This window comes from Paraburkholderia sp. J10-1 (assembly GCF_905220165.1).
In the GTDB taxonomy this organism is placed as follows: Bacteria; Pseudomonadota; Gammaproteobacteria; order Burkholderiales; family Burkholderiaceae; genus Paraburkholderia.
The window spans coordinates 50,639-68,971 of sequence record NZ_CAJMYW010000028.1 but is presented as its reverse complement, the minus strand read 5'-3'; the positions used below and the strand labels follow the sequence as shown (position 1 = coordinate 68,971).

The following is an 18,333-nucleotide window of genomic DNA, read 5'->3' as shown; positions in this document are numbered from 1 at the left end:
GCAATTCGTCTTAATCGCTTCGTTTTCGTTCGCAGCGATCAGCGAAGGAGGCGAATTATGCGGGTCATTTGGGATATCGTCAAGCGACTTTCTAAAAATTATTTTTAGGGGTCGCTACGCCGACTATTTAGCGTCGCATCGCCTTGACGACCGCCATGCTTAAGCGCTGACGCTCTCGACCACGCTTTCGGGAAGCGGCTGGGGCAACCCGACACAAAACCCCTGCGCATAGTCGATGCCAATCCCGCTGAGGCGCCCGATGATCGCCTCGCTTTCCACAAACTCGGCGATGGTCGCCTTGCCCGCGGCGTGGGCCACCTGATGAATCGACTGGACGATGGTCCGGTCGAGGTCGCTGCTGGCAATGCCGCGCACGAAGCTGCCGTCGATCTTCAGGTAGTCCACCGGCAAGCGCTTCAAGTAAGTGAACGAGGACATGCCGGAACCGAAATCGTCGAGCGCGAATCGGCAACCCAGCGCGCGCAGACTCTCCATGAGAGCAATCGCTTTCGATAGATTGGTGATCACGGCGGTTTCCGTGATCTCGAAGCACACGCTTTCGAAGCGGATCCCGCAGCGTTGCTGCTGCTGCACGATATACGCGAGCAAGTCGTCGTCGCCGAGCGACGCGCCGGAAAGGTTGATCGACCAGACGTTTGCCGCAAGATGGCCCGCCGCGATGGCTTCGAAAGCACGGCCGATCACCCATCGGTCGACCAGGGGCATCAAGTTGAAGCGCTCGGCCGCCCCGATGAAGTACGCGGGGGGAATCACGCCGCCCGATTCGTCGACCATGCGTAGCAGCAGCTCGACGTGCACTTCCTCCCCGGCAGGGCCCTCTTTGAGCGACTTGATCTGTTGCGCGTACAGGCGGAACCGGTCGTGCTCGAGCGCCGCTTTTACGCGGGCCACCCACTCCATCTGCATGTGGGTGGTCGACTGGAGGTGATCTTCGAGGCAATACCGATGCACGCGGTTGCGGCCTTTTTCCTTGGCCATATAACAGGCGACATCGGCCGCCTTCATGACGTCCCACGTCGAAGTCTGCGTGGCGTCTACGTCCACGACGCCAATGCTCACGCCAGTCGTCAGCAAGCGCTGGTCCCATGGCAGGCGAATGACCGTCACGGCCTCCCGCAGATCCTCCGCGACCCGCAGGGCGTCGTCGATGCAGCACCCCGGCAGCACGACGCCGAATTCATCGCCGCCCAGGCGCGCGAGGATATGCGCAGTTCGCAGTTGTTGCTGCAACGCGCCGCCCACGCTGCGAATCAATTCATCGCCGGCCGCGTGGCCACATGTATCGTTGACGACCTTGAACTGATCGAGATCGAGGAACATCACCGCGTGCGGGCGTGCCCCGGCATTCTCGAGCAAGCCCGATAGCCGGCGCTCGAATTCGCGGCGGTTCAGCAGACCGGTCAAATGATCGTGCGTAGCTTGATATTCGAGTTCGGCAGCATGCTGGCGCTCCGTGCTGGCGTCACGAAGCACCATGACCGTGCCCAGCATTTCCTCTTCGTCGTCGCGGATCGTCGCCACGGAGCACGCCACGGGCAAGAGCGAGCCGTCCGGGCGCGTCACCGAAAGTCTGCGCTGCGCGTCGTCTGCCACTGCTGCGCGGTTGTGCAGATACTGAGCGGTGACGATATTGCCGGAGCGCTCGTCGTAGAGATCACAAACGTCGAACAGCGGCTTTCGGTAGATGTCGCGCGAGGGACGTCCGAGCATGCGCTCGGCGGCGGCGTTGCAATAGGTCACGCTCGCCGCGTTGTCCAAGCGGATCACACCGTCGTCGATCGAAGCGAGCGTCGCTTCGGTAAGGCTCTTTTCCTTTGCGGCTGCCGCCTCCGCGCGCTTGAGCCCGGAGATATCGAAGAGGCAACCGACGATACGCGTCGCGCGCCCGCTCTCATCGCGTATGGCTTTGCCGCGCCCCCGGCACCATAGGTATTGACCATCGGCCATTCGCAGTCTGTACTCGACGTCGTAGAGGCTGTCATGCTTCAGGTGATTGACGATGGTCTCGCGCAAGCGAAGCAGATCCGCCGGATGCACGAGCGCGTTGAACGCGCGCGTGTCCATGGGGAGGGCGCCGTCGCCATAGCCGAGTTGCTGGTACAGATAGCGGGAATAATAGGCACGGTCGCTGACAAGGTCCCAGTCCCATAGTCCGGCATTGATGCCTTCGAACCCGAGGCTCAGACGCTCTTCGCTCAAACGCAAATGGGCGGCAAGGCGCTGGAAGACGCGCAGCAGCAGCACCGTGGTGCACGCGAGCACGATCACGAGCCACGCTATTGCGGCGCGGGAGTGCTGGGCAAGCACGGCCGCCGCCACGGCGCTCACCCACGCGGGGACGAGCACCGCAACGATTCGGCCGCGGCGGTTGCCTTTGGTAAGCCAGTTCACTGCGCGTGTGATCAGTCTCATGGCTGATTTAGTATTCTTTTTGGTTCAGCTTCCATGCGTCGCGTGCGCGCGGCACTACGAGACAGAGTCACAGTGAAGCGTAATGGTGTGAGTCTGGAAAACGCGCAAACGGAGGAAGGCCCACGGACGGGTGGGTCAGTTTATCCCGTTTCCCTATTCAGAATGAATGGGGATTACCCGCGGAAATCAATTGCGTTGGCGGGAATTTGCGTTTGCATGCTTGCGCACGCGAATGATAGATAAGGAAAGACTTGCGAATTTAATTCTGAATCGGCTCGCAAACGTTCGCGAGCCGTGCGCTCTCACATATTCAAGCATGGAGGCTGGCAACGCAGCCTCCATTTGCCCTCCTGATTACCGGCTCTGCAGGCGGATATCGCGCGAAGACGCGCCCACATACACCGCGCTGCCGGACACGTAGGCCCAGTCGTTATGCGTCGTGTCCCAAACGCTCTGTGCGCGTTCGGTAATCGTCACGCGCACCGGCTGCGACTGGCCCGGCTTCAGGAACACCTTCTGGAAACCCACCAGACGATGCGGCGGCTCGCCGGCATAGCTCACGCCCAGATACACCTGCGCCGTTTCCGCACCGGCCACGCGGCCATCGTTGCGCACCGTGAACGACGCCGTGAGCGTATGTCCCGGGCCCTGCTTCACCGTCAAGCCCGAATAGCTGAAGTGCGTATACGACAGGCCATAACCGAACTCGTAAAGCGGCGTGATGTTGTTCGCGTCATACCAGCGATAGCCCATGTCCAGCTTTTCTGCGTACACGGGATCGGTCGCGAAGGCGCCGTTCGTTCCCCACGTTGGCGTGTCCTGATCGCGCGCCGGGAACGTGACCGGCAGCTTGCCCGAAGGATTCACCTGGCCGAACAGCACGTTCGCAATCGCTTTGCCGCCGCCCTCGCCCGGATACCATGCCTCGACGATTGCCGCGACCTGGTCCTTCCACGGCATCAGCACCGGATTGCCGCTCTCGATGATCACGATCGTGCGCGGGTTGGCCTTGGCAACGGCCTCGACCAGCTGATCCTGGTTCGACGGATTCGCGAGACTCAGGCTTTGCAGGTCGCCGAAGTCCTCACCCGCAGGCTGCGCCACGACGACGATCGCCACATCGGACTGGCTTGCGAGCGTAGCGGCCTGGGTGATTTCCTGCTGCGTATAGGCGCGGAACGGCTGCGTCTGGTCCGTGTTGCCCGCAAAGCTCACCTGCGCCAAAGGCGCGAGTTGCTGGATCGCCTGCGTGATCGGCGTATTGAGCTTGAGCCACGGGTTGGTCCACCATCCGCAACTCGTGTGCGAAGCGAACGTGAGTCCGCCGCAGCCCGAGAAGTTGCCCGTCACCGGATCGCGTGTGTTGCCCGAGCCGCCACCGCTCAGCACGGCCGTATCGGCATGCGCGCCGATCACCGCGATCTTGTGCAGGCTCGGCGCCGAAAGCGGCAGCTGGCTGTTGTCGTTCTTCAGGAGAACGATGGATTGCTCTTCTGCGGCCTGCGTGAACGCGTTGTACTTCGCGAAGTCGATCGTAGCGCCTCCCTGAGCCGGATGGTCCAGCACGCCGGTGCTGATCATCACGTAGAGCTTGCGTCGCACCATGTCGTCCAGGCGGTCCTGCGAGACTGCCTTCGAGGCGATCGCCTGCTTGACCAGATCGGGCGTGAGGTAGACCGTGGGGCCTACGTCCTCTTCCTCGTCGAGGCCCGCGTTGATCGCCGGTGCCGTACTATGCGTCGCGCCCCAGTCCGACTGCACCTGGCCCTGGAAACCCCAATCCTTCTTCAGCACGTCGGTCAGCACATGCGTGTTCTCACATGCGTAAGTGCCGTTCAGGCGGTTATAGCTGCACATCACGCTGCCAGGCCGCCCTTCCTTCGCGGCGATCTCGAACGGCAGCAGATAGAGTTCGCGCAGCGTGCGCTCGTCGATCTGGCTGTTGCCGCCCTGCCGGCCCGTTTCCTGTTCGTTGCCGACGTAGTGCTTGATCGTGGCGATCACCTGCTGGCCCTGTGTGCCGATGGTGCGCGCCGCGAGCATTTCGCCCGCCAGCACGGGGTCTTCGCCGAGATACTCGAAGAGGCGCCCGCCGCGCGGTTCGCGCGCGAGGTTCGTGCCGCCGCCCAGACCCATGCCGAATCCTTGCTCGCGCAACTGGTCGGCTATGCGCGCGCCGAAGTCGCGCGCGAGATACGGGTCCCAGCTTGCCGCGAGCGCGATCGTCGCGGGAAAGGTCGTGCTCTTCTGGCTCGTGCTGCCCGAGCCCGTTGCGGAATCAACCATGTTCAGGTCGGGAATGCCCAGACGCGGCACACCCTGGATATAGCCCGCGCCGCCGCCGGGCACGGCGCTCATTTGATACTCGGAATGGATGAACTGCAGCTTCTCGTCCTGCGTCATGCGCTTGAGCAGCAAGTCCGCGCGTACGTGCGCACCGAGGTTCTGAGGGACGGCCATCAACGGCATTGGCAATGGATAAGGTACGTCGTTGCTGCTGTCGCCGGCATAGGCGGTAGCGGCCATCGCAACCAGTACGGTGGCGGTGGGCCAACGGGTGATCCTCATATGTCTCTCCGGGATTTCCAATACGTTATGGAGTACTGATCAGAGCGGTGAACAGGTCTGGCAGAGCGGCCGTCCGCGTCAGACGCCGACGAACTTCCTGCGGGGGAAACTGGCGTGGCCATTGCGCGCAAACGTTTGCTTGCGTGCTTGCGCGTGGACCCCGCCGGTTGATGTAGCAAAACTCCAAATAATCATACAAAAACTATTGAGTCGCCTTACGGGCTTTTATCTCAGTATTTTCCCGGCTGGCGCTAACTAACACGCATGAAAGGTACGAAATTGACAGCAAAACGTAATATTCGAGTAATGCGATTGTTGCGAACACAACGGTAAACCGCCATTCGATGTGAATGGCATGACGTTCGCAAATACCGAGCAACCCCCCGTGACCCCAGCGCGCAATGCGCGACGCGGGCCGAAAAAAGCTAATCTGTTACGAGGCCTGCACAAGCGGCGGCGCTTGCGCCGCTGCGCGCGAAATCGACATCCCCGTAAGGAGTGACCACGATGCAAAGGCAACGCAAGGCTCCCCGAATCGCTTCGACCCTGCTCGTCGCGGCATGTGCATTCACCCTGGCAAGCGGCGCACTCGCGCAAACGGGCATGCCGCAAACGGAGCAGCAAGGCGACATCTCATTCGTGTCCGGCGGAGTTGGCCGCGACGAGTCCACGGCGCTGCGGCACGCGCGCAGCCAGTGGCCGCTCTCGCTGCTGTTTACCGGCCCCGGTTCGAGCTACGTCGCCGACGTGGATGTGAAGATCACGGGTGCCGGCGGCGCGACCGTGCTCGACACGCGTTCGCACGGTCCGTACATGCTCGTGCGGCTGCCGAGCGGACGCTATACGGTCACTGCCACCTATAACGACGTCACGAGGACACAGCGCGTGAACGTCGCCGGCAACGGCAGCGCGCGTGCGACGTTCTCGTTTCCGCACAAGCACTAAGCCGTATCGCATCTCCAGCCTGCCGTAATGACTCGCGAGGCAGCCGCGCTACCGTTGACGCGAGAGAGTCGGCCGCGGCAACTCGTGCTCACGATCTGACCGCAACGCATGCCGCTGCAAGGTATCCGCAATCAATGCGCCGCGGCCCAGTCGACGGTGAAGTCGATGAATGCGCGCGTCTTTGCGGGCGTGTATTGGCGCGAGGGATAGTAGACGTAAAGCGGAAAGCGTTCGTCAGGCCAGTCGGGGAAGAGATTCACCAGCCTGCCATCGGCAATTAGCGGTTCGGCGCCGAGAAGAAGCATTTGCGCAATGCCGGAACCGGCCAGACACGCATTGAGCAATGCGCCCGGATCGTTTACGGTCAGCCGCCCATGCGTCGCCACCACGACATGCTTGCGCTTGCGATGAAACTCCCAGGGATAGGGCTTGCCTGTCTCGGGGTCGCGGAATTCGAGGCACCGGTGAGCGGTGCCTTCAAGATCTTCGGGACGCAGCGGCCTTCCCCGGCGCGAGAGGTAGGCTGGAGCCGCAACCGTCACCACGGCGGTATCGAGCAGCTTGCGTGCGACTAGCGTGGACGATCTCGGCTTGCCGAAGCGCATCGCGACATCGAAACCCTCCGCCACCAGGTCGCCAAGGCTATCTCTCGCGATGAGTTCGATCTCGAGTTCGGGGTGGGCGTCCATGAACCGGTCGAGCTGCGTGCCGAGAATCGCGCGATAGCACACCGGGTCCAGGTTGACCCGAAGCCTGCCCCGCACCGCCGACGCGTTGCCCGATGCCGCAATCGCCGCCTCCTCGAGCCCCGCGAGATGCGGGACGACCTGCTCGTAAAAACGGCGGCCGCCTTCGGTGAGCGAGATCGATCGCGTCGTGCGATTGAAGAGCCGGATATCGAGGCGCTTTTCCAGCCGCGCAATTGCGCGGCTCACGCCGGGCGGCGACATGCCGAGCACGTCTGCCGCGGCGGCGAACGTCCCGGCGTCTACAACGGTGGCAAACACACTGATCGCGCCGGAAATGTTCTCGAGTGTCGTTCTCAATGTCGTCGTTCAATCGCAGCCAGTTCGGCAGCCCGTGGCAGCCCGTGGCGATGAGGGATCGGCAATCCGATTCATGCGCCCGAGTCACTGATCTCGTGCCCTGCGCGGCATTTAGCTTCGGTCGCCGTGCGTCCAGAATGCGTCTCACCGAAACGGGATCAGGCAGCGCATGTCCGCCATCGCGTTCGGGCTTTTCGACAATCTCGTCGATGCATTCGGAGGGTTTCAAGTGTACGCAATTACAGGCATTACCGGAAAAGTGGGCGGCGCTCTCGCACGTACGCTGCTTGCCTCGGGGCAACCGGTTCGGGCAGTCGTGCGCGACGCCGCGCGCGCCGCGTCGTGGCAGGCACAAGGATGCGAACTGGCCACGGCAAGCATGGAAGACGCCGCAGCGCTTACCGCTGCGTTCAGCGGCGCGCAGGGCGTATTCATCCTGCTGCCGCCGCAGTTCGATCCCTCGCCTGGCTTTCCCGAATCCCGTGCGGTCATCGACACCGTGTGCGCCGCGATCCGCCACGCGCAGCCCGGGAAAGTCGTTTGTCTGTCGACGATCGGCGCGCAGGCGCGAGAGAGCAATCTGCTCTCGCAACTCTCCTTGATGGAGCAGGCGCTGGCCGCACTGCCTCTGCCCGTGACCTTTCTGCGGCCCGGCTGGTTCATGGAAAACGCCGCGTGGGATGTCGCGTCCGCACGCGACGACGGCGTAATCGAAAGCTACCTGCAGCCGCTCGACCAGGCCGTGCCGATGGTCGCAACCGCAGACGTTGGCCGTATCGCCGCCGAACTGCTCCAGCAAACGTGGAGCGGCACACGCGTGGTCGAACTGGAGGGGCCGCGCCGCGTGAGCGCGAACGACATGGCTTGCGCATTTGCCCGCGTGCTCGGCAGGCCCGTGCGTGCGGTGGCGGTGAACCGGCGGGAATGGCAATCGCGTTTTATCTCGCAGGGCATGAAACATCCGGAACCGCGTATGCGCATGCTGGACGGCTTCAACGAGGGCTGGATCTGCTTCGAGAAGCCCGCCCACGAAATCGTCCGCGGGCAGGTCGACCTCGACACCGTGCTCGATGCGCTGGCAAAGGGTGCGTGACGAAAGGCATTGGCGCGATTGACGCCAAAGTTGGCGCGTTCGGCTGTGGTCCGCCGAACGCGCCGCAACTAGACTATCGTCGCAAACCCTCCACCTTCTCCAAGGAAGCGCGAATCATGCTCGATGTGCTGGCAACGAAATCCACGGGCAGCACGCCCGCGCTGGACAATACCGTGTGGCACGCGCTAACCGGCCGCCAGCGCCATCTTGCCGTCGGGAACGATGGCGCACTGCGGTATGCGCCCGCCATTGCGCCCTTTGCGGCGTTGATGGACACCACGCCCGAATCGTTCGACGCCTTGCGAGGACTCATCGAAGAACACGCCCCCGTTGCCCTGACCACGCTGGATGCCGTGCAGCCGCCCGCCGGCTTCGCGCTGATCAGGCATGCCACGCTGCTGCAAATGGTCTGGCAAGGTGAGCCCCCTGCGCCCGCCACGCAGGAGCATGTCCGGCTAACGGAGCGTGATGTGCCGGAGATGCTCGCGCTGGCCGCCGCAACGCAGCCCGGCCCGTTCGGTCCGCGCACCATCGAATTTGGCGGCTACGTTGGCGTGCGCAAAGCGGGCAAGCTCGTCGCCATGGCAGGCGAGCGCATGAAGGTCGAAGGGCACACCGAAATCAGTGCTGTGTGCGTGGACGCGGCGTTCAGGGGACAAGGGCTCGCGACGGGCCTGATGAAGCTGCTGGTGGCGTCGATCTGTGCGCGCGGCGAAACCCCCTTTCTGCACGTGCTCACGTCGAATTACGGCGCGATTGCGATCTATCGCGCGCTGGGCTTTGTCGAGCGTCGCGAGATGCATCTCACGGTGCTTGGCCTCGCGCCGTAGAAAAGCCGCACAGTTACAACAAGTCGGCGCGCAGCTCCCGCACCCCTCTTCCCAACCGCTGCCGCAACAGGCTGCGCAGCGTCGCGCCGTCGCCGTAACCGACTTCGGCGGCAATTCTCTCCAGATCGAGCTTGCCGCTGCGCAGCAGCGACTGCGCGTGCTCGACCCGCAAGTCCTGAAAGTACGCGAGCGGCGACTTGCCGAGCACGTCCTGGCAGCGCCGCTGCAAGGAGCGCGAGCTGGTTGCCAGCGCCTTCGCCGCGTCCTGCAGCGAAAATCCCGCCCTGAGATTGTTCCTCGCCCATTGTTCGAAGCGCTGAATGAGCGGATCGGCTTGCGCCAGATGATTCGGGATGATGTACGGCGCCTGCGAAGAGCGGATGTCGGCCAGCAGATAGCGCGAAACGAGCGATGCCAGTTCCGGGCTCGCAGACCGGATCAGCCAGAGCGCAAGATCGAGATGCCCCATGGCCGCGCCGGCGGTCACGCCGATATCCGAAGGCACGAGCATGCGCGATTCATTGAGTTGCACATGCGGATAGCGCTGCCGGAAGAACGGCGCGAGCGCCCAGTTGGTCGTGGCTTCGCGGTAATCGAGCAGCCCCGCCTCCGCGAGGATGAAGGTCCCGACGCACGAAGCGCCGACCCGCACGCCTTCCGCTTGCCATTCGAGCAAGCGCCCGATGCCGTGCTGAACGTCCGGGCGCTCGAACGACTGCATCAGTTCTTGTGGCGACAGCGTCACCAACGCCGGCACGATCACCCAGTCCGGCTTCATGTCCTGCGCGACCGCCTGCACCGGCACGACCAGGCCGTGAGCCGAGCGCACGCGCTTTCTCACCCCCACGAGCGTGACGTCGAAACGCGGCACGCCGCCCATGGCCGCCGCCGAAAGCTTGTTTGCGGCCGAGAACGCGTCGAGCGTGACGGAAAGCCCGGTATCGAACACGCCGTCGAGAGCCAGGACAGAAATGCGCATGGCGTAAATGCCTCTAAAGTTGTCGTTTGTGACAGTACAGCCGACGAGACCCCAACGATACACTCAATCGCGTTGCAAGTCGCAACAAACATTGAACACGGAGGTTGTCATGAAGGTTCTCGCCATTGGATCGATCGTCAAGGAACTCACCCCGGCGCAGCGCGACGAGATCATGCCGCACGAAGTGCCGGCCACGCTCAAGCTCTACCTGGACGGCAAGATCGAGCAGTACTGGTTCCGCCAGGACAAGCCCGGCGTGGTGTTTCTCATGAGCTCGGGCTCGGTGGATGAAGTGAAGGCCACGCTGGACACGCTGCCGCTCGTCGAGGCCGATATCCTCGCATTCGATCTGCTGCCGGTGGGCCCGCTCGCGCCGCTCGGTCTGCTCCTTCAAGGAAAGTAAGCGCAGCCAAGGAGGCGCCGTCCACGGATGCGTCATGGGTCGCCGGCGGCCTCCTGGCAGCCTTCTTCTCCTCGCCAGAGATTTCACCTACAACGTACTGATCCGCCGCTTGTTTTCGATCCGTTGGCGGCTGTCGGGAAACCTGGGAAACCTGGCAAAGGGAAGAAGGATGAAAACTAACAGTCAATGCCAAATCGTCCGCACGCTGGTCTTCGCGGCCATCGCGAGTTGCGCGGGTTATGCGTACGCGCAAACGGCCGCGAGCGCGCCCGGCGAAACCTCCGCTCAAGAAGGCGCCCCCGCGCCATCGGGCCGCTCGGACAGTGCGCTGGTGCGTGACGTGCGCCGCGCCTTCACGCGCACGACGGGACTGAATTTCGCCAACATCCACGTCACGGCGCATCACGGCGTCGTCTCGTTGACGGGGTCGGTACCGCATGAGGTACAGATCGCGCGGGCCGGCGACGCGGCTGGGTCGGTAAGCGGCGTGACCTCGGTGTCCAACCACTTGACGGTGCGTACGGCCCGCAGCAGCGGACCTTGATTGGTGAACCTGAAAGAGGACTGAGAAGCGGACTGAGGAGCGGACTCGTCGGCGAATTCGATCGGCCGTACAGCAGGATCGTCCTATTCCCGTGGCGCGCATCCTGTCAAAGTCGAAGTTGACCTATCGAACTTCGATCAAGGAGCCCTCCGTGTCCGGCCAGCCCGCGTCCTCGACTCTCGTCTGCGAGACTTTCACCGAATCCGATATCGAGGGCGCCCACGCGCTTTCCCTGCAATTCCGTTGGCCGCATCGCAGCGACGACTGGCGTTTCGCCGCCGCGGCCGGGCACGGTTTCGTGGTTCGCGAAGGCAAGACCGTGGTCGGCACGGCGCTGTGCTGGCCATGGGGCGAGCATGGCGCGACGCTCGGTCTCGTGATCGTCTCGGCCGACCAGCAGGGCCGCGGCATCGGCCGCATGCTCATGGAGCGCCTGCTCGAAGCGCTCGGCCCGCGCATGACCGTGCTGCACGCCACGCAGGCAGGCCAGCCGCTCTACGAAAAGCTCGGCTTCGAGAAGATCGGCCTGCTGCATCAGCATCAGGGTGACAGCTTCGCGGCGCCCCTTGTCGAGCCGCCGCCGGGCGAGCGCGTGCGTCCGCTCGAACCGGGCGATACGCCGCGCTTGATCGAACTCGCGTCGCGCGCGAGCGGGCTCGACCGCGGCGCGCTCGTGCCGCCGCTGCTCGACGTGTCCGAGGGCGTGGCGCTCGTGCGTGGCGACACGGTGGTCGGCTTCGCGCTGTTGCGCCCATTCGGGCGCGGCCATGCGATCGGTCCGGTGGCCGTCGCCGCCGACGATGGATTGCACCTGCAGCGAGCCAAAGCGTTGATCGCCAACCGCCTGGCCGCCAACGCAGGCGCCTTCACGCGACTCGATACGCCCGACGAACAGGGCCTCGGCCCGTGGCTCGAATCGATCGGGCTCGCGCGCGTCGACTCCGTCGTGAAGATGGCGCGCAACGGCGCGCCCGTACGCGACCCGTCCGTGCTGCAATTCGCCATCGTCAATCAAGCGCTCGGCTGACTGCGAGGACCGCCCCATGACGCTCCTCTACAAAGCCGACCCCGAGCGCGGCAAGCAATGGGCGCAACTCTTCGCGCACAAGGCTCCCGACATCCCGTTCCGCCTGTGGCCCGATACCGGCGACCCCGCCGACGTGCGTTATCTCGCGGCGTGGCAGCCGCCCGAGAATCCCGCGCGCACGCTGCCCAATCTCGAAGTGATTTTCTCCGTGGGCGCAGGCATCGACCAGTTCGATCTCTCAGGCGTGCCCGACCATGTCGCCGTGGTGCGCATGATCGAGCCGGGCATCGTCGAAGGGATGGTCGAGTATGTGACGCAGGCGGTCCTGACCATCCACCGCGATCTGTTCGACTACGCCTTGCAACAACAACAGCGCGTATGGCGCGCCCGGCCGGTGCGCGCCGCGGCGTCTCGGCGCGTTGGCGTGCTGGGGCTCGGCATGCTGGGCAGTGCGGTGCTCGAACGCCTGCGCCTCTTCGGCTTTGACTGCGCAGGCTGGAGCCGCTCGCCGCGCACCTTGCCAGGCGTTGCGTGCTATGCGGGCGCCGAAGCGCTCGACGCCTTCCTTGCGCGCACCGATATCCTCATCTGCCTGCTGCCGCTCACCGAAGCCACGCGCGGGCTGCTCGACGCCACGCTCTTCGCCAGGCTGCCGCAGGGCGCGTCGTTCATCAACGTCGGGCGCGGGCCGCAGCTCGACCAGCGGGCGCTGCTCGACGCGCTCGATAGCGGCCACCTGCACAATGCGATTCTCGATGTCGTGGACCCCGAACCGCTGCCGCCGGAGCATCCGTTCTGGACGCATCCGCGCGTGCGCCTCACGCCGCATATCGCCAGCGCCACGCGCCCCGAAACAGCCGTCGATGTCGTGCTCGAGAACATCCGCCGCCACCGCGACGGCTTGCCGATGCTCGGCCTCATCGACCGCACGCGCGGTTACTGAAGCGACTGGCGCTAAAAGGGCTCAGCAGAATATGCTGCGGCCCCCGATCAAAACGCCACAAACTCGCTATTTCGCGAATTATTTGGCGAAGCGTGTAACGGCATCGGCCCGGTAGCATGGAACGGTGAATCAACGGCCAATCAACGCCTGATCAATGGCCCAAGCGCCGCACTCCTCTGACTTTTCAGCCGGGAACCGAACCATGCCGAATCGCTCGCAGACTCTCTCGCTCATAGAAGCCGACCGCAAACATCTGATCCATCCCGTCGTGAACTACCGCGCACACGAAGCGCGCGGCGTGACCGTGCTCGACTCCGCCCAGGGCGTGTTCCTGCGCGACGCCGACGGCAACGAACTGCTCGACGCGTTCTCCGGCCTCTGGTGCGTCAACACGGGCTACGGCCATCAAAGCATCGTCGAAGCCGCTGCACGCCAGATGGCGCGCCTGCCCTACGCGACCGGCTACTTCCACTTCGGCTCGGAGCCCGCCATCGAACTGGCCGCGCAACTCGTCGAACGCGCGCCCGCTTCGCTGCAGCATGTGTACTTCACGCTGGGCGGCTCCGATGCCGTGGATTCTGCGCTGCGCTTCATCACGCACTACTACAACGCAACGGGCCGCCCCGCGAAGAAGCACATCATCGCGCAGGAGCGCGGCTATCACGGCTCGTCGGCGGTCGGTGCGGGGCTCACTGCATTGCCCGCGTTTCATCGCAACTTCGACTTGCCGCTCGCCACGCAGCATCACATTCCCTCGCCTTATGCGTATCGCAGCGAGCATGCGGACGACGCCGCGCTCATCGCCGCTTCGGTCGCCGCGCTCGAAGCGAAGGTCGCCGCACTCGGCGCCGAAAACGTCGCCGCGTTTTTCTGCGAGCCGATCCAGGGTTCGGGCGGCGTGATCGTGCCGCCCGAAGGCTGGCTGAAAGCCATGCGCGAAGCGTGCCGCAAGCTCGATATTCTGTTCGTCGCCGATGAAGTGATTACGGGTTTTGGCCGCACGGGCCCGCTCTTCGCGTGCCAGGCCGAAGACGTCGAGCCGGATCTGATGACCGTGGCCAAGGGCCTCACGGCAGGCTACGCACCGATGGGCGCTGTGCTGATGTCGGACGCCATTTATCAAGGCATTGCCGATGGCGACAGCGCCGCTGTGGTCGGCCACGGCCACACGTATTCGGCGCACCCGGTGAGCGCGGCCATCGGCCTCGAAGTCATGCGCCTCTATCACGAAGGCGGTCTGCTCGCGAACGGCGCCGCGCGCGCGCCGCGCTTTGCCGCTGGGCTCGACGCGCTGCTCGCGCACCCGCTCGTGGGCGACTCGCGTCACCGCGGTTTGCTGGGTGCGCTCGAACTCGTGGCCGACAAGGAGAGCAAGCAGCGCTTCGACGCATCGCTCGGCCTGCCCGATCGCATTGCCGCCGCAGCGTACGGCAACGGCCTCGTATTCCGCGCGTTCGGCGACGGCATTCTCGGCTTCGCGCCCGCGCTTTCGTACACCGAAAGCGAGTTCGACCTGCTGTTCGAGCGCCTCGAAAAAACACTCGACGACGTGCTCGCGCAGCCCGAAGTGCACGCTGCATTGAAGGTAAAGAATGGGGTCAGCGCCCGTGTCGCCGCGTGATAACATCACTCGATACTTCGACATGCGGGGCCGCCCCCATCACGATGAGCAACGACTGCAAGCTGGACCGAATCGATCTGCGCATCCTCTCGCAACTGCAGAAGCGGGGGCGCATCACGAATGTCGAACTGGCCGACGCAGTCGGGCTGTCGCCCAGCCCCTGCCTGATCCGCGTGAAACGTCTGGAGAAGGCGGGGTTCATCGTCGGCTACGGCGCGCAGATCCAGCTGGAAAAGCTCGGCGACGTGCAGATGGTGTTCACCGAGGTCACGCTCGCCGACCATCGCCGCGAGGACTTCATCAAGTTCGAGAAGGCCATACGCGAAGTGGACGAGGTGGTCGAATGCCATCTTGCGAGCGGCGGCTACGACTATCTGCTGAAGTTTGTCGCGCGCAGCGTGAGCCACTATCAAAGCATTGTCGAAGGGCTGCTGGAGCGCGACATTGGCATCGAGAAGTACTTCAGCTACGTGATCATCAAGACGGCGTTCGTCAAGACGCACTATCCGCTCGAAACGCTGTTTTCGCAGAACCTGCATTCCTGAGCATGGGCAACGGACGTGAGGCACGCGCCTCGCGCTCTCTCGCCTCGCATCCATTTTCTCGCGCACGCTTCGCGCTGAAACCTCACGGTTTCGGCGCGCTGGTCGTGCGCGCTCATTGCCTCGCATCGAACCACCGACTTCCGCATGGGCGGAAAGGAATCGGCATATGACTACGCGTTACCCCTTGAGCGCGCTGATTCGCAGCGACAATTTCATCGACGGGCAATGGGTGCCCGCCGCCTCCGGCACGCGCTTCGCGGTGACCGATCCCGCGACCGGCAACACGATCGCCGAGATCGCCGACAGCGATGCGAGCGACGCCCGCGCCGCCACCGACGCCGCCGCGCGCGCGTTCCCCGCGTGGCGCGACACGCTCCCCGCGCAACGCGCCGCGATACTGCGCCGCTGGCATGCGCTGATCGTCGAGAACGCCGACGAGCTGGGTCAACTGATCTCGCTCGAGCAAGGCAAGCCGCTGCACGAAGGGCGCGGCGAAGCCATGTATGGCGCGTCCTATGTTGCATGGTTCGCCGACGAGGCCACGCGCATCTACGGGGACATCATCCCGCAGCAGCAGCGCGGCAAGCGCATGAGCGCAGTGAAAGAACCGGTGGGCGTGGTCGCGGCAATCACGCCCTGGAACTTCCCGCTCGCGATGATCGCTCGCAAGATCGCCCCGGCCTTGGCAGCAGGCTGCACAGTGGTGGGCAAACCGGCCGAAGACACGCCGCTCACCGCGCTCGCGCTCGTGATGCTCGCGCACGAGGCGGGTGTGCCGCCTGGCGTGCTGAACCTCATCTGCGCTTCGCGCGAGCGCGGCGTGAGCGCTGTGGCCGACTGGCTCGCCGACAGCCGCGTGCGCAAGATCACCTTCACCGGTTCGACGCCCGTGGGCAAGCATCTCGCGAAAGAATCGGCGGGCACGCTCAAGAAGCTCTCGCTCGAACTGGGCGGCAACGCGCCGTTCATCGTGTTCGACGACGCCGATCTCGATGCCGCAGTCGAAGGCCTCATGGCCGCGAAATTCCGCAACGGCGGGCAGACCTGCGTGTGCCCGAACCGCGTGTACGTGCAGTCGGGCGTGTTCGAGCGCTTCGCCGACAAGCTCGCCACGCGCGTGGCCGCCTTGAAAGTCGCGCCCGCGACCGACCCCGCCGCGCAGATCGGCCCGATGATCAACGCGCGCGCGGTCGAGAAGATCGCCCGCCACGTGGACGACGCCGTGAGCCGCGGCGCCCGCGTGCTCACGGGCGGCAAGCGCCTCGCGGAACGGGGCCCGAACTGGTACGCGCCCACGGTGCTCGCAAACGCGACGCCCGACATGCAGCTAAGCTGCGAAGAAACCTTCGGCCCGGTTGTGCCGCTGTTCCGCTTCGAGACTGAAGCCGAGGCCATCCACGCCGCCAATGACACGCCCTATGGCCTCGCCTCGTACTTCTACAGCCAGGACGTGCGCCGCATCGACCGCGTCGCGCGGCAGCTCGAAGCGGGTATCGTCGGCATCAACGAGGGCGCGCTCGCCAGCGAAGCTGCGCCCTTTGGCGGCGTGAAGGAATCGGGCTATGGCCGCGAGGGCTCGAAGTACGGGCTCGACGATTATCTCTGCCTCAAATACCTCTGCCAGGGAGGGCTTGCATGAGCACCTATCCGATCGAAGTTGCGTTTCCCGACCTCGCCGCGCACGAGCGCAGTGAAACCGGCATCCCCTATGTGCATACGTTCGATTCCGGCGTGCCCGGGCCGCACGTCATGATCAACGCGCTCACGCACGGCAACGAAGTGTGCGGCGCGATCGTCGTCGATGCGCTGCTGCGCGCTCGCCTGCGGCCACGGCGCGGCAAGCTCACGCTCGCGTTCGCGAACGTGGAGGCCTACGGCCGCTTCGACTCTGCGCGCCCCGACGCCGCGCGTTTCGTCGATCAGGACTTCAACCGCGTGTGGACCGCCCAGGCGCTCGACGACCTCACGCGCGATTCGAGCGAACTGCGCCGCGCCCGCGCGATGCGGCCCGTGATCGACGACGTCGATCTGCTGCTCGATCTGCATTCGATGCACGAGAAGTCCAGGCCGCTCATCGTCGCGGGGCCGCTCGCAAAGGGCGTCGAACTCTCGGCGCGGCTTGGCGCGCCGGCCACCGTCATCTGCGACGAAGGTCACCCTGAAGGCCGCCGCATGCGCGACTACGAAGGCTTCGGCGACGCCGCGAGCGCGAAGAACGCGCTGTTGATCGAGTGCGGACAGCATTGGGAAGCGAGCGCCGTGACCGTGGCGCGCGATGTCACCGCGCGCTTTCTGCTGCTCTCGGGTGTGGTGGACGAAGCGGACCTGCCCGCGGGCTGGCTACAGCCGCTGCCACCGGAAATGCGTGTCGTGCGCGTGACGGAGCCCGTGGTGGCGAAGAGCATGGACTTTCGTTTCGCGGGCGAGTACACGGGCCTCGAAGTGTTCCCCAGGGCGGGCGCCGTGATCGGCTGGTCCAACGGCGAGCCGGTCGTCACGCCCTACGACGACTGCATACTCGTGATGCCCTCGCTGCGCCAGTTACGCCCGGGCGTGACCGTGGTTCGGCTTGGCAAGATCGAGCAGCGCATCGATCAGAAGCGCTGATGCGCTTTCTTTTTTTATTTAGGCGAACGAACGAATGATGAAAGTTCAGCAGATCACGCAAAGCATTAACGTGCAGGCACTGGAGGACTGGGGCACCGCGGGCGCACCCGGCTCGCAGACGATACGCGTTTCGGGCGTGCAGAGAGTGATTCCGGGCACCGAATCTATCGATACGGGGCTCTTCGAATGCACCAGCGGCACCTACCGGCGCTCGGTGAAAGAAGCGGAGGTCATGCACATTCTGAGCGGAAGCGGACGCTTCACGCCCGACGGCGAGGCAACCGTGCATTTTCGCGGCGGCGATACGCTGTTCTTCGCGGCGAACACGGAAGGCACGTGGGAAGTCGACGAAACGATGCGCAAGGTCTACGTCATTTTGTGACGCGAGACGCGGGCGAGCGCTCAAGCCGCTTCGAGCGCTCTCGCCTGCTGCAGAAAGGCGCTGGGCGTCACGCCGCAAAAGCGCTTGAAATGGCGCGCCAGATGGCTCTGATCGAAGAAACCGACTTCGGTCGCCACCACGGCGCCCGGCACGCCCGCCAGCAGCAAGTGCTGCGCGCGGCGCACGCGCACTTCGCACAGGTACTTGTAGGGCGAAAGGCCGACCTGCTCACGAAACACGGTAGCGAAGCGCGACACGCTGAGCGCCGACACCTCGGCCAGTTCGGCGAGACTCACTGACTTGTCGAAATTCGCTTCGATATAGGCCAGCGCGTCGCGAAGCGGAGTCACGGTCGCGTTATGCATGA

Annotated in this window: 17 protein-coding genes; 12 read left to right on the top strand and 5 right to left on the bottom strand. The window is 64.4% G+C overall.

Annotation, left to right across the window (positions count from 1 at the left end; genetic code table 11):
• Nucleotides 1-159: 159 nt before the first annotated feature.
• Together U5A65_RS38490 and U5A65_RS38485 are read right to left on the bottom strand one after the other, a co-directional pair.
• Nucleotides 160-2,433: an EAL domain-containing protein gene (locus U5A65_RS38490; RefSeq protein WP_321949493.1), complete on the bottom strand. Its 2,274-nt coding sequence runs from the start codon at nucleotides 2,431-2,433 to the stop codon at nucleotides 160-162.
• A gap of 354 nt (nucleotides 2,434-2,787) precedes the next feature.
• The gene (locus tag U5A65_RS38485) at nucleotides 2,788-5,001 is read right to left on the bottom strand and encodes a glycoside hydrolase family 3 C-terminal domain-containing protein (RefSeq protein ID WP_321949492.1); all 2,214 of its coding nucleotides are present in this window, start codon (nucleotides 4,999-5,001) and stop codon (nucleotides 2,788-2,790) included.
• Nucleotides 5,002-5,508: 507 nt separating this feature from the next.
• On the opposite strand from U5A65_RS38485, the gene U5A65_RS38480 reads away from it, so the two are divergent.
• Entirely contained in the window at nucleotides 5,509-5,946 is a 438-nt protein-coding gene (locus U5A65_RS38480) for a carboxypeptidase regulatory-like domain-containing protein (RefSeq protein WP_321913405.1), read from the top strand.
• 131 nt (nucleotides 5,947-6,077) lie between these two features.
• On the opposite strand, the gene U5A65_RS38475 is transcribed toward U5A65_RS38480, so the two are convergent.
• A complete protein-coding gene (locus U5A65_RS38475; protein ID WP_321949491.1) occupies nucleotides 6,078-6,992 on the bottom strand; it encodes a LysR family transcriptional regulator in 915 nt (304 codons plus the stop codon).
• A 229-nt stretch (nucleotides 6,993-7,221) separates the two neighbouring features.
• Between U5A65_RS38475 and U5A65_RS38470 the strand changes: the two genes are divergently transcribed.
• Together U5A65_RS38470 and U5A65_RS38465 are read left to right on the top strand one after the other, a co-directional pair.
• Nucleotides 7,222-8,085 carry an NmrA family NAD(P)-binding protein gene (locus U5A65_RS38470; RefSeq protein ID WP_321949495.1) on the top strand — a complete coding sequence of 288 codons (864 nt, stop codon included), beginning with the start codon at nucleotides 7,222-7,224 and terminating at the stop codon, nucleotides 8,083-8,085.
• Nucleotides 8,086-8,201: 116 nt separating this feature from the next.
• Entirely contained in the window at nucleotides 8,202-8,915 is a 714-nt protein-coding gene (locus U5A65_RS38465; RefSeq protein ID WP_321939270.1) for a GNAT family N-acetyltransferase, read from the top strand.
• A 13-nt stretch (nucleotides 8,916-8,928) separates the two neighbouring features.
• Here U5A65_RS38465 and U5A65_RS38460 read toward each other — a convergent pair whose 3' ends face one another.
• Nucleotides 8,929-9,894 (bottom strand): GlxA family transcriptional regulator, encoded by a 966-nt coding sequence (locus tag U5A65_RS38460; protein ID WP_321949490.1) that lies wholly within the window; start codon nucleotides 9,892-9,894, stop codon nucleotides 8,929-8,931.
• A gap of 109 nt (nucleotides 9,895-10,003) precedes the next feature.
• Here U5A65_RS38460 and U5A65_RS38455 point away from each other — a divergent pair, with 109 nt between their 5' ends.
• The 9 genes from U5A65_RS38455 to U5A65_RS38415 all read left to right on the top strand — a co-directional run bounded on the left by U5A65_RS38455 (nucleotide 10,004) and on the right by U5A65_RS38415 (nucleotide 17,966).
• Nucleotides 10,004-10,297 carry a hypothetical protein gene (locus U5A65_RS38455; RefSeq protein ID WP_321913401.1) on the top strand — a complete coding sequence of 98 codons (294 nt, stop codon included), beginning with the start codon at nucleotides 10,004-10,006 and terminating at the stop codon, nucleotides 10,295-10,297.
• Between the two features lie 34 nt (nucleotides 10,298-10,331).
• Nucleotides 10,332-10,841 carry a BON domain-containing protein gene (locus U5A65_RS38450; protein ID WP_321949489.1) on the top strand — a complete coding sequence of 170 codons (510 nt, stop codon included), beginning with the start codon at nucleotides 10,332-10,334 and terminating at the stop codon, nucleotides 10,839-10,841.
• A gap of 151 nt (nucleotides 10,842-10,992) precedes the next feature.
• The gene (locus U5A65_RS38445; RefSeq protein ID WP_321939264.1) at nucleotides 10,993-11,868 is read left to right on the top strand and encodes a GNAT family N-acetyltransferase; all 876 of its coding nucleotides are present in this window, start codon (nucleotides 10,993-10,995) and stop codon (nucleotides 11,866-11,868) included.
• A gap of 16 nt (nucleotides 11,869-11,884) precedes the next feature.
• On the top strand, nucleotides 11,885-12,811 hold the full coding sequence (locus U5A65_RS38440) for a glyoxylate/hydroxypyruvate reductase A (protein ID WP_321913398.1): 927 nt from the start codon (nucleotides 11,885-11,887) through the stop codon (nucleotides 12,809-12,811).
• A gap of 202 nt (nucleotides 12,812-13,013) precedes the next feature.
• Entirely contained in the window at nucleotides 13,014-14,432 is a 1,419-nt protein-coding gene (locus tag U5A65_RS38435; protein WP_321949488.1) for an aspartate aminotransferase family protein, read from the top strand.
• 44 nt (nucleotides 14,433-14,476) lie between these two features.
• Nucleotides 14,477-14,977, top strand: coding sequence for an Lrp/AsnC family transcriptional regulator (locus U5A65_RS38430; protein WP_042269347.1), 501 nt, complete (start codon nucleotides 14,477-14,479; stop codon nucleotides 14,975-14,977).
• Between the two features lie 166 nt (nucleotides 14,978-15,143).
• Nucleotides 15,144-16,616 (top strand): NAD-dependent succinate-semialdehyde dehydrogenase, encoded by a 1,473-nt coding sequence (locus U5A65_RS38425; protein WP_321949487.1) that lies wholly within the window; start codon nucleotides 15,144-15,146, stop codon nucleotides 16,614-16,616.
• A complete protein-coding gene (locus U5A65_RS38420) occupies nucleotides 16,613-17,584 on the top strand; it encodes a succinylglutamate desuccinylase/aspartoacylase domain-containing protein (protein ID WP_321949486.1) in 972 nt (323 codons plus the stop codon). Before U5A65_RS38425 ends, U5A65_RS38420 begins: the two co-directional genes overlap by 4 nt.
• Nucleotides 17,585-17,621: 37 nt before the next feature.
• On the top strand, nucleotides 17,622-17,966 hold the full coding sequence (locus U5A65_RS38415; protein ID WP_321949494.1) for a cupin domain-containing protein: 345 nt from the start codon (nucleotides 17,622-17,624) through the stop codon (nucleotides 17,964-17,966).
• 20 nt (nucleotides 17,967-17,986) lie between these two features.
• Here the strand turns inward: U5A65_RS38415 and U5A65_RS38410 are convergent, their stop codons facing one another.
• Nucleotides 17,987-18,331: an AraC family transcriptional regulator gene (locus U5A65_RS38410; RefSeq protein WP_321949485.1), complete on the bottom strand. Its 345-nt coding sequence runs from the start codon at nucleotides 18,329-18,331 to the stop codon at nucleotides 17,987-17,989.
• Between the last annotated feature and the right edge of the window lie 2 nt (nucleotides 18,332-18,333).

Bases quoted from the DNA above. Each gene is read 5' to 3' on its own strand.
- U5A65_RS38490 (WP_321949493.1), bottom strand. From the start codon at position 2,433: ATGAGACTGATCACACGCGCAGTGAACTGGCTTACCAAAGGCAACCGC.
- U5A65_RS38485 (WP_321949492.1), bottom strand. From the start codon at position 5,001: ATGAGGATCACCCGTTGGCCCACCGCCACCGTACTGGTTGCGATGGCC.
- U5A65_RS38480 (WP_321913405.1), top strand. From the start codon at position 5,509: ATGCAAAGGCAACGCAAGGCTCCCCGAATCGCTTCGACCCTGCTCGTC.
- U5A65_RS38465 (WP_321939270.1), top strand. From the start codon at position 8,202: ATGCTCGATGTGCTGGCAACGAAATCCACGGGCAGCACGCCCGCGCTG.
- U5A65_RS38460 (WP_321949490.1), bottom strand. From the start codon at position 9,894: ATGCGCATTTCTGTCCTGGCTCTCGACGGCGTGTTCGATACCGGGCTT.
- U5A65_RS38455 (WP_321913401.1), top strand. From the start codon at position 10,004: ATGAAGGTTCTCGCCATTGGATCGATCGTCAAGGAACTCACCCCGGCG.
- U5A65_RS38450 (WP_321949489.1), top strand. From the start codon at position 10,332: ATGGGTCGCCGGCGGCCTCCTGGCAGCCTTCTTCTCCTCGCCAGAGAT.
- U5A65_RS38440 (WP_321913398.1), top strand. From the start codon at position 11,885: ATGACGCTCCTCTACAAAGCCGACCCCGAGCGCGGCAAGCAATGGGCG.
- U5A65_RS38435 (WP_321949488.1), top strand. From the start codon at position 13,014: ATGCCGAATCGCTCGCAGACTCTCTCGCTCATAGAAGCCGACCGCAAA.
- U5A65_RS38430 (WP_042269347.1), top strand. From the start codon at position 14,477: ATGAGCAACGACTGCAAGCTGGACCGAATCGATCTGCGCATCCTCTCG.
- U5A65_RS38425 (WP_321949487.1), top strand. From the start codon at position 15,144: ATGACTACGCGTTACCCCTTGAGCGCGCTGATTCGCAGCGACAATTTC.
- U5A65_RS38420 (WP_321949486.1), top strand. From the start codon at position 16,613: ATGAGCACCTATCCGATCGAAGTTGCGTTTCCCGACCTCGCCGCGCAC.
- U5A65_RS38415 (WP_321949494.1), top strand. From the start codon at position 17,622: ATGAAAGTTCAGCAGATCACGCAAAGCATTAACGTGCAGGCACTGGAG.
- U5A65_RS38410 (WP_321949485.1), bottom strand. From the start codon at position 18,331: ATGCATAACGCGACCGTGACTCCGCTTCGCGACGCGCTGGCCTATATC.